8 protein-coding genes and 3 pseudogenes are annotated in these 10,083 nt (G+C 34.3%); 7 read left to right on the top strand and 4 right to left on the bottom strand.

What is annotated here, in order from left to right; genetic code table 11:
• The 6 genes and pseudogenes from BPMYX0001_RS31050 to BPMYX0001_RS16245 all read left to right on the top strand — a co-directional run.
• Window positions 1–168, top strand: a pseudogene (locus BPMYX0001_RS31050) (IS110 family RNA-guided transposase); the annotation flags it as partial.
• A 674-nt stretch (window positions 169–842) separates the two neighbouring features.
• The gene (locus BPMYX0001_RS16265; protein WP_033798445.1) at window positions 843–1,691 is read left to right on the top strand and encodes a HesA/MoeB/ThiF family protein; all 849 of its coding nucleotides are present in this window, start codon (window positions 843–845) and stop codon (window positions 1,689–1,691) included.
• 13 nt (window positions 1,692–1,704) lie between these two features.
• On the top strand, window positions 1,705–2,571 hold the full coding sequence (locus BPMYX0001_RS16260) for a HesA/MoeB/ThiF family protein (protein WP_006095766.1): 867 nt from the start codon (window positions 1,705–1,707) through the stop codon (window positions 2,569–2,571).
• A 15-nt stretch (window positions 2,572–2,586) separates the two neighbouring features.
• On the top strand, window positions 2,587–3,024 hold the full coding sequence (locus BPMYX0001_RS16255; RefSeq protein WP_033799068.1) for a DUF441 family protein: 438 nt from the start codon (window positions 2,587–2,589) through the stop codon (window positions 3,022–3,024).
• A gap of 14 nt (window positions 3,025–3,038) precedes the next feature.
• Window positions 3,039–4,103, top strand: coding sequence for an alpha/beta hydrolase (locus tag BPMYX0001_RS16250; RefSeq protein WP_018780909.1), 1,065 nt, complete (start codon window positions 3,039–3,041; stop codon window positions 4,101–4,103).
• Window positions 4,100–5,515, top strand: coding sequence for a homocitrate synthase/isopropylmalate synthase family protein (locus tag BPMYX0001_RS16245; protein ID WP_033799067.1), 1,416 nt, complete (start codon window positions 4,100–4,102; stop codon window positions 5,513–5,515). The genes BPMYX0001_RS16250 and BPMYX0001_RS16245 overlap by 4 nt, the downstream gene beginning before the upstream one ends.
• Before the next feature lie 1,093 nt (window positions 5,516–6,608).
• Here the strand turns inward: BPMYX0001_RS16245 and BPMYX0001_RS16240 are convergent.
• Complete coding sequence (locus tag BPMYX0001_RS16240) at window positions 6,609–6,860, bottom strand: YbeF family protein (protein ID WP_006095762.1); 252 nt, start codon at window positions 6,858–6,860, stop codon at window positions 6,609–6,611.
• A gap of 257 nt (window positions 6,861–7,117) precedes the next feature.
• Window positions 7,118–7,446: pseudogene (locus tag BPMYX0001_RS34120) on the bottom strand (hypothetical protein); the annotation flags it as partial.
• Window positions 7,447–7,640: 194 nt separating this feature from the next.
• Between BPMYX0001_RS34120 and BPMYX0001_RS16230 the strand changes: the two are divergent.
• A complete protein-coding gene (locus BPMYX0001_RS16230; protein WP_033799065.1) occupies window positions 7,641–8,021 on the top strand; it encodes a YoqO family protein in 381 nt (126 codons plus the stop codon).
• 35 nt (window positions 8,022–8,056) lie between these two features.
• Here the strand turns inward: BPMYX0001_RS16230 and BPMYX0001_RS29560 are convergent.
• Window positions 8,057–8,581 (bottom strand): annotated as a pseudogene (locus tag BPMYX0001_RS29560) (DinB family protein).
• 98 nt (window positions 8,582–8,679) lie between these two features.
• The gene (locus tag BPMYX0001_RS16220) at window positions 8,680–9,747 is read right to left on the bottom strand and encodes a M24 family metallopeptidase (protein ID WP_003199637.1); all 1,068 of its coding nucleotides are present in this window, start codon (window positions 9,745–9,747) and stop codon (window positions 8,680–8,682) included.
• Window positions 9,748–10,083: the final 336 nt, after the last annotated feature.

Genomic DNA, 10,083 nt, shown 5'->3' with positions numbered 1-10,083 from the left:
TGTCGTTACGGACAGAACCACATTGTTGAGTATTATGATAAATTAAAAACGCAACCTTATAACAAATGTCATAAAGTTGCGTCAATCGCATGTGTAAATAAGTTATTGAAGCTCCTCTTCTACCTTATTACACATAATATACACTATGATTATCGGTTAACCGCCTGAAATCATAGTCTCATTCATCATACTATACTTATTCCCCCTAGTAAAAAAACGAATACATATTAGGGGTATTTAGTTTGCATTAAATTTAACATATATGATATAGGCTTTGCGATATTTAATTGATTAAAAATCTAAAAATAAGGATTGACTAATCGTAAGAAATATCAAAAATCGTTTTCTTTTCGTAACGGTGCGATTTTCGTTCGTTTTTCTTCATTTTTTAACCAAGTTTTAAAATCCATCATCATCCTTCTTTCTTCAATTGTGTTCTGTAAAAAGTATCTATTATATATATTAAGTTTAACAAGTTAACGGAAGACATCTTCTGTTAACTAAAAAAAAATTGCTATATTTATTTAGTTCTTTAATAAAGTGAAACTTTAATCAGTGGGGGTTTTCTCCATCTCCCACTGATTATTAGTTGAACCAATCGGGCTTTTATGGGCAGTGTATCTCCCACTTAACTTCTTTGCTTTCGTAGAATTTTGAGGTGGGAGTATTACTGCCCATTAATGCGGGATAAATGGAGAGATATTCATTTGTTAAAAAAATAAGAATTGAAGATTTTTCTATTTTTTTACAAATAGCACACAAAAAAGACATACTTCTAGGCTATTTTTATATACAGGAATTATTTTTTTGAAATGGTTACTACATATAAAGGAGACTTCAAAATGGATATGGATTCATATTATTGGGAAATGGTTAAGAAGAATATTGGTGTGTATTCTGAACAGGAACAAGAATGTCTTCGAAATAAGAAGGTTATTATTTTTGGATTAGGGGGTGTAGGTGGATATGAAGCAATTCTCTTCTCTCGGATGGGGATTGGGCATATTACAGGCGTTGATCCAGATGAATTTGAAATATCTAATATTAACAGACAAATGTTAGCACTTTCTAGTGTTATAGGTGAACCAAAAGCAAAAGTTGCAGAACAGGTTGTAAAAGATATACATCCCTATATATCAACAAACTTTATACAAACAAGAGTAGATGAAGATAATGTAATCGAACTTATAAAAGGGCACGATATTGTAGTAGAAGCCGTAGATGATATGCCTTCAAGAGTTATTATACATAGAACTGCTAGAGAATTAGGTATACCAAGTGTGGGGATGTCAGGTAGTCCTCCCACAAGAGGATTTGTTTCTACATTTTTTCCAACTGGAATTCCTTATGAGGAAGCATTGAATGTATCTATTGTAGGAGGCAAATTAACAAATCACGAATTAAGACAACAAATTGCGGATATAAAGAAAAGTCGAGCTTGGTATTCTGTAGAAAAAGGGGCACCAAAAGAGTGGGCACAAGATTTTTGTGATGGAAAAGCAGGATGGATTATCACGCCGATGCGTGCCCATCTATTGTCATTATTTAGCTTTCATGAAGCAATCCAAGTGTTAACTGGTCGTGAACCGTTAGCGAGAGCTCCAAAAGGGATTGTTATTGATGTAAATAGCCAGAACCCCGTCCAAGTAAAAAATGCACCAAAAGATGGTTGGGATTATACAACACTGTAAGGAGGAAAATAATTTGTTAACAAAAAATAAAAATACACAAAATATATATGAAGAAAGTTTCACGCGAAATATTGGCGTCATTTCTGTAGAGGAGCAAGAAAAATTAAAAAATGCTCGCGTTACTGTAGTTGGAGCAGGGGGAGTAGGAGGAATTACACTCATTCAATTGGCACGAATGGGTGTAGGTTCTTTACATGTTATTGATCAAGATGTATTTGAAGCAAGCAATATCAATCGACAAATGCTAAGTTCCATCAGTAAATTAGGACAGCAAAAAGCAGAGGTCGCTTTAGAAGTTTTGCAAGACATTAATCCATTATTACAAATAGAGATAACAAAAGAATTTGTTACCGAGGACAATGCATTAGAACTTCTAACGAATGCAGATGCCATTATAGATGCAACTGACAATTTAGTAGCGAGAGTAATTATCCATCGTACAGCTCAGAAACTAGGAATCCCTTCTATTTGGATTGCGGTTACACCCCCCTTTAGAGGTGGCGTGATGTCTTTAACTCCTAACTCTACGCCCTATGAAATTGCGTTAGGATATCCGTCTTATCAACAAGAGCTAACACCAGAAATGCAAAATAAAATTCATGAATTAAAAGATGGACGTGCTCTTCATTCCGTTACATATGGCGCGGATGAGAAATGGGCAAGCAGTTATGTACAAAAAGATCGTCCATGGGCTGTATTGTCTCCCGTTGCGAATATAGTAGGCATTCTAGCAAGCTTTGAAGCATTTAAATTTATGATAAATCGAGAAGAGTTAAGACCTGTAATAAGTCCAAATTTAATTCAAATTAACCTTGCAAACCAGAATATGGTACAAGTCTCTATACCGGAAAATGGTAGTTGGGACTATACCACACTATAGATGAGAGAAAAGATTATGCTTCCTTTTTTGTTACTTGGAATAATTGTAATACTCGCCCTGCTTATAAAGGATTATGCACTAGCTGGTGCGGCTTGCTTATTAGGAATTTTACTTGCTGTTGGACAAAAAACTTTATTACATTTTATTCAACAATACTCTTTTCAAATTGGTATTTTCTTTCTTATGTTATTCTTTTTAATTCCAATTGCATCAGGGAAGATTACAAACGAAAACGTAGTAAAATTAATTGCTTCCCCTATGGGATTAGGGTCCATTCTTGCAGGTTTCACTGTGTCATACATAGGAGGGAAAGGTGTAGGAATTCTATCTATGAATCCTACGATATTGTTAGGTGTCTTAATAGGGACTCTTGTTGCCGTATTATTTACAAAAGGTTTACCAGCCGGATTAATTATTGCGGCTGGAATAATAGCTATTATTTCTATGAAATGAAAGGGACATTCTAAATGAAGATAAAATGGACACATATTAGTTTAGTAGGGATTTTTTTTATAATGCTTATGTCTGGTTGTTCTAATATAAAAGAAACTTCTCAAAATGCTCAGACTCCTAAAGTAGTAAAACAAGAATTAGAAATTCAGCAAGGAGAAGAAAAATTATTTTTGCTTCATAAAAACTTAAATAATAAAAAACAGTATAAATCCGATGAAATTGTCTTATTTTTAGAACCATTTAGTGTACCTACAGCTCAAGCATTTGATGTACCAAAATATTCGTGGATGGATGAGTATGCCAAAAAAGGGTATGATACTTGGGCCATGGATTTTCGAGGGTTTGGTCATTCTTCTCGCCCTAAAGAAATGTCAGATCCTCCTTCCCAAAATCGTCCGGTTATTCATCTGAATGATGCAACTAAGGATCTAGAAACAGTTGTAAAGTGGATCCAAAAGAAAAGAAATGTGAAAAAGATTCATATAATAGGATGGTCATATGGAGGTGTTGTCGCTGGAAATTATGCAATATCCCATCCTCAAGATATTAATAAACTTATTTTATATGGGTATATGCATGGATTCACACTTCCTATGATGACAAAATCTCTTGAAAATCCATTACAACCTAATCAATTTAATCCTGAAGCATCAGCCTATCAAATGGTGGACTTTGATAAAGGAATGCATCATTGGCATATGATGATGGGAAAGAAAACAATCGTTACAAATGAAGCAATGGATGCCGTAAAACAAGTATTTATCAATTCGGATCCTATGAGTAAGAAAAATAATCAAACTATTCGTCGACCAATTGGTCCACTAGAGGATTTGTTTTACATTTGGAAAAATCAGCCTTTATATGATGTATCTAAAATTAACGTTCCAGTACTTGTCATTTATGGAGAAGATGACACGTTTGCAGACCGAAATATGATGTCAAAACTAACAGGTACAAAACAAAAAAAAGAAGTTGTAATCCCCGATGCAACGCACTGGGCTGTTTATGAAAAGAATCGTAATAGCCTATTCGAACAAACGTTAAACTTTATAGAAATGAAAGAAGGAAAAAAGGAATGAATAAGGGTATAACAATATTGGATGCCACCTTACGTGAAGGAGAACAACAATGTGGTATTCGTTTCTCCAAGGAAGATAAAATTACCTTACTCCATATGTTAGAGAATTTTGGAGTAACTCTTATCGAGGTTGGACACCCGGGTATTTCTGAAGAAGAAGAAGAGATTTGCCGAGAAGTTGCAGCCTCTGCAGAGTACGCTGAAATACTTATGCATGCTCGGGCAAAAAAAGAAGAAGTTCATGCGGCTTATCGTGCTGGTGCCGATTGGATAGGAATCTGGGCGTCTATTAACCCCATTTCTTTACAAACAAAGTACACCAATAGATCAAAAGACTACGTTATTAATCAAGTGAAACAAGCTATTGAAGAAGCAAAATCTTTAGGGATGAAAATCCGTTTTACTATTGAAGATGCTTCGCGAACTGAATGGGAAGATATCGCCTACATTGGACAGGTTGCACATGTAGCTGGAGCAGACCGAATCAGTTTAGCAGACACTGTAGGAATTTGGGAACCAAGTCAGTGTGCGACAATCGTGAAGAAATCTGTTGAGACATTCCCTTGTGAGATTGAAGTTCACCTTCATAATGATTTAGGACTAGCCATGGCAAATGCTCTTGCTGCAATCGATTCAGGGGCATCTGTCATTGATACTACATTGTGCGGAATAGGTGAACGTGCTGGGATTGTTGACTTGCTAAATTTATCAGTATTTTTATCTCAAAAGCGTAATCTTCAGTACTTTAAACTACAGATGATTCCTGAATTGACTCAATCTCTTCAATTAGCTACTGGTTGTAAAGTAGATCATTGGAGACCGATTATTGGAAAGAACATATTTACTCATACGGCACCTTATCATAAGAAAGCTGTTCAGCAGAATGACTCAGCATACGAGGGTATTCAGCCTGAAATGATAGGAAGAGTAAGGAACATTCAACAAAAATGCATAGAAAGAAAAGGGCCAAGGCTTTCAAAGTCTCTCCGAGTTAGTAAACCATTTGTAAAGGGAGCATCTGAGCTTTTATATCATCGCGATGGTCCAGGAGAGCGGTGGGTGCAGATGGATTATAGAACGGATGAACGGGCTTCATTTTATGTGATACAGCGTGTATTCTACGGTGCGCATATGGATGATAACTTAGAAGGACATGTAGATATTCACGCACATCATTGTGATAGTGCCTTTATCTTCTGGGGGAATAAAATAGATGGTACAGGCCTCGTATGTGAGGTGGAAATTGAGGGAGAGTCTCAAATCATTGAGAGTCCTGCATCTGTTTTTATTCCAGCGGGTTTCAAGCATAGGTATAAGTACCTTTCGGGTATAGGAACATATACAAATATCGTACTAGCACCTAATTATAATTCTAGTTTGTTAGAGGATAATTTATCAAAAATGCATGTATAATGGGTAATCTAAAATGCCATTAAGTTAAAATACATTTGCATCCCAAAAACGAAAAAAAATTTCGTTTTTGGGATGTTTTTATTTTTTGCTTGATGAAGATAGGGAGCTACTTCAAAAGACGAATAAGAACCTTAATTTTCAAGAGTAGATAATAGAAAGGGTAAATTTTACAGCATTTTTCAATGAACTGAACAACTAAAGAACATGAAAGTTTCCCTACTTAAAAAGGAAGAGAATTATAAAAATTCTCTTCTTTTTTTATGTGTTCATAAACATTACTTATCTATCTGAAAGCACATGTATACGATTATTGGCTCTGGTACAAATGTGTTGCGCCCTTAAATAGTTCATACAGATCCCTAATCAAAGTATTCATAAGTTTGCATAAGATGGAAACAATGGTAAAAAGATAACTTATGAAAATTAAAAGATGGCTTTCCTTGCGTTAAAGGAAAGCCATCTTTTTAAATGCACTTAAAATTCATAAAGAGGCACAGAGTATAGGTTACAATATAAAGGTAGAATTAGCGCAAATTACCAAAAATATTTTGTTTGAATTATAAAATATGAATATACTGTGGTATTGAGGAATGAATCATTTTGAAAGAATACAAAACTCAATTGAATATATTGAAAAGAGCTTACAAGACGAATTGAACGTTATTGAAGTTTCCTCAAAACGAAAATTTTATCTCTTCATAGTTGCATGGGAATACAGCTTTCATTTTTTTCGTTGTGGGGACATTTCAAAATACTAGCTTGATAGCGATGTGGCAGGACCCAGCTTTATAAAATATAATTATTGCGATAAGGAAGAATATTATTAAAAACTTTATCAAATTTTTCTCTGAGCGATAACTTCATCTTTAAATATTTATGAATTATAAAATGTCTTAAGTTGATGGGCATGTTGTGTTACCCCATTGTCATCAAGCTAAGAAAACGAAAACTTATATATCATTATCTTTAGGTGGAGGGGAAAGATTGTTTGATAAATTAAAAAGGCTATTTAAAAAAGATAAAGAGAATGATTTTGAAGATGAGAGGTACATTTTCAAACAGAATCGTTAAATTTCTTAAATAAAAGATATTACTATTTTCCCTCCACAGCTTCATACCCCTTTACAAATAATAAAGTTATATAAGAAACGATAAATGAGAAGATGCTATACATGCCAACCCAAAAGAAAAATGAAGGGGGAAACAATAAAACTCCTAATATAAGAAAAATAGCAAACGTTACAATTGGCATTACGTAATACGTTCTTGTTCTACGTGTCCCAAGTACTGAAACAATAAAAATAAGTAATGGACAAATAAATAAGAAGAAAATCAATTCACTCATGGTTATGTCCCCTTTTCTTAAGAAGTAATATGTTTCTTTTAAACTAATTGTTCTCTTAATATAATTTTGACAGATGGTTTGAAATCCCTTTTGGGAATCAGTATATTTCAACAGTTCGCAAAGGAAAATAGTAAGCAAAGAAAACTTGTCTACGGTTATAAAAGAAACATCGCGACAATTGTAGTGACAATTAACCCGATAACGACCGGTATAAAATTGCGTCTAGCAAGTTCGAATGGATCTACTTTACAAATTGCTAACCATTTTTTTATGCGAGGAGTAATAGAAGTAAGAACTTTAGCTGGTTCAGTTGATTCAACAGGACCAGTATGCACGAGTAAATTGCTCATTGAAATAATAATAGAGATGATTAAAATAGTTGGTAGTAGTTCGGTAATGGCATAGATAAAACTTTGAAAAATGTCGCTAACGGCAAGAGGAATGGAATGTGTTGCGGTTAGAGCTAGTAAAAAGATAAAAAACAATACAAATGATTGTCGTATTTTTTCGAAGAATAAAAAAAGGTGATAATTGTAAGTAAACAAAGAATATAGAGGGCGTGCAGAAGTGTTAATTCTACTCCCATTTTGCTCACATCCTTTAGGCGTTCGGGTAGTTTAGTGTATGAAGAGAGTGGGAGTGTGTGAGTACGTAGAGAAAGAAAATATAACAATTTCATGTACTGCACTTACAAGGTGAAAGTGGATGATATAATACAAATAATCCTGAAAGTGGATAAAATATTATACGGTTTTATTACTAGATAGAGAGATGGAATATATGAAGGAGAAAATAGGTTTTTACGGTCTTATGGGATGCTTTGCTATAGGACTTATTTTAAAGTATTTTATTGAAAGTGATTGGATCGACACTATTTATGCAGCGGGTTTTATTTTTGCTGTATTATATTGTTGGGATGAATTTAGAGCATACACCCGAAAAAAGAAGATCGTTTTAGGAATTGAGTTTGTCATTTTAATAGCTACAGTGCCATTCATATTGTTGGAAGGCGGTAGACAAATGGATATGATGCCAATTTTTCAAGGGTGGCTATCTTTTGCTAGATTAGTATATTTACTTATAATCTTAGGTATTGTGGGAATGATTGTTACAAAAGTGAATAAAAAATTATTATTAGGTGATGACGTATCTAAAACATAAAAAAGTGCTACCTCGCTAAGAGATAGCACTTTTTATTATTTTACAGAATGAGTTTTTTGCATTTTTTTAATTAAACGAATTTGCCCGCGATGACTCAGCTCATCCTCGAATACATAGAACCATTTGAAGTAGTTATTTGCAGGTTTGTCGTGCCAAAACGTTGTGGTTTTATATAGCCATTCATCTGGTAGTGATTGAAACGTTGCAATCGTTTTATCGCGAACTTCTTGTAACGTATCTATGTAGTAGTCTATAGGGTGATTTTTAATCGTTTGACGTCCAAGATCACCCAATTCAACTCCTGGTAACCAGCGTTCTAATTCAGCTTTTGTTGGCTCGCGATCTTCAAAGGTATGAATTTGATAATAAAACTCGACTGCAGCCATATGGTACAAAAGCATACCAATCGAGTTTGCCTAATCATCGTGCAAATAATCGAGTTCTTCAATTGTTAAGTCTTGTACAGCTTGCATAGTTGTATAGCGAGTATAATTCATCATAGAAACAAGTTTTGAGAACTCTGTGTTTAATCCGTCAATCTTATTAATTACGAAATTCAATAGAAATTCCTCCCAATAAATAATTTCTTTATAGAAGGGTTTCTATATGTAGAAAGAAATTCTTTTTTAGGAGCGTATATGAATCAAGTTTGTGGTTATTAACCAATAACAATAAGGTCTCTATTTGCCTTTGTAATTACTTCATGCCCATCTTTTGTAATGACAATATCATCTTCAATCCTACAGCCACCCCAGTTTGGAATATAAATACCTGGTTCGACAGTAACAACCATTCCTTCTTGTAAAGTAGCTTTACTTTCTTGTGATAATCGAAGTGGTTCATGAAGTTCTAATCCAACGCCATGGCCGGTAGAATGGCCAAAGTATTCACCGTAGCCGTTATCTGTAATGTAATTTCTTGTCACATCATCAATCGTTTTTGCGGATTCACCAGGCCGGATTGCTTTGGTTCCTCGTTTTAATGCTTCTAATACAATACTATATATTTTTTCGAATTCTTTGGAGTAACTTCCAATCGCAATAGTACGTGTTAAATCAGAGCAATACCCATTGTAAAGTGCACCAAAATCTAATGTAACCATATCTCCGTTTTCAATCATCTTATTTGTGGCAACGCCGTGGGGAAGAGAAGAACGGACTCCAGAAGCTACGATAATGTTAAATGATGAGGAAGAGGCCCCTTGTTTTCGCATAAAAAACTCTAATTCATCTCGGACATCAAATTCAGATACACCGGGTTTTAGAAATCCTGTTATATGTTGAAATGCTTCATCGGCCATACGTGCTGCAACTTTAATTGTTTCGATTTCAGACTCTTCCTTAATGGAACGGATTGTTTCTACTAGTTCACTTACTTGTACAAGTTTGATGTTTGTATATTTTTTTAACGAACTATACTGTTTTAAGGTCATATTGTTTTCTTCGATGCCTAGTCTTTGGATGTTTAATCTAGTTGTCTGATTTGCAATCTCTTGTTCTATGTTTCCTTTATGCATAATGATTTCAGTTTCTTGTACCTGTGTTTTTGCTTGATCGACATAGCGGAAATCTGTAATGAATACAGCTTCAGTTGCAGATAGTAATACGACTCCAGCACTACCTGTAAATCCAGTTGCATACTGGCGATTTTCCTTTTTCGTAATGAGTAATCCGTCTATTCCATATTCGGTTAGTTGTTCTTGAATTTTTTTGATTCTAGTAGTCATTTTGATTCCTCCTTTTCATTGTCTATATAAAGCAATAATTATGCCAATATTCTCAATCTAGCTGTTCGTGGGCAATAAGACCCCCACTGTAAAATTCAACAAAAGTAAAGAAGATAGGTGGGGGTCGGGCACCTGATTGGTGAGGGCTAATAATCAGTGGGGATGAAGAAAACCTCCTACTGATTAAAGCTTCACTTTATGAGGGAAGATACTTAGTAATGAATACACTGTCAAAAAATGTAGACATATAAAATTATATGTGTCTACATTTTTTTGACATGAAAATCTAGGGTATAAACTTTTTAACACGATATATTTTTAATTGCTCAATAATTT

The sequence above is a fragment of the Bacillus pseudomycoides DSM 12442 genome (assembly GCF_000161455.1).
Taxonomy (GTDB): domain Bacteria; phylum Bacillota; class Bacilli; order Bacillales; family Bacillaceae_G; genus Bacillus_A; species Bacillus_A pseudomycoides.
The sequence above is the reverse complement of the archived record's forward strand: the minus strand, read 5'-3'. Positions and strand labels throughout refer to the sequence as shown.

Coding starts and splice junctions, on each gene's coding strand:
- BPMYX0001_RS16265 (WP_033798445.1), top strand. CDS start 843: ATGGATATGGATTCATATTATTGGGAAATGGTTAAGAAGAATATTGGT.
- BPMYX0001_RS16255 (WP_033799068.1), top strand. CDS start 2,587: ATGCTTCCTTTTTTGTTACTTGGAATAATTGTAATACTCGCCCTGCTT.
- BPMYX0001_RS16220 (WP_003199637.1), bottom strand. CDS start 9,747: ATGACTACTAGAATCAAAAAAATTCAAGAACAACTAACCGAATATGGA.
- BPMYX0001_RS16230 (WP_033799065.1), top strand. CDS start 7,641: ATGAAGGAGAAAATAGGTTTTTACGGTCTTATGGGATGCTTTGCTATA.
- BPMYX0001_RS16250 (WP_018780909.1), top strand. CDS start 3,039: ATGAAGATAAAATGGACACATATTAGTTTAGTAGGGATTTTTTTTATA.
- BPMYX0001_RS16240 (WP_006095762.1), bottom strand. CDS start 6,860: ATGAGTGAATTGATTTTCTTCTTATTTATTTGTCCATTACTTATTTTT.
- BPMYX0001_RS16245 (WP_033799067.1), top strand. CDS start 4,100: ATGAATAAGGGTATAACAATATTGGATGCCACCTTACGTGAAGGAGAA.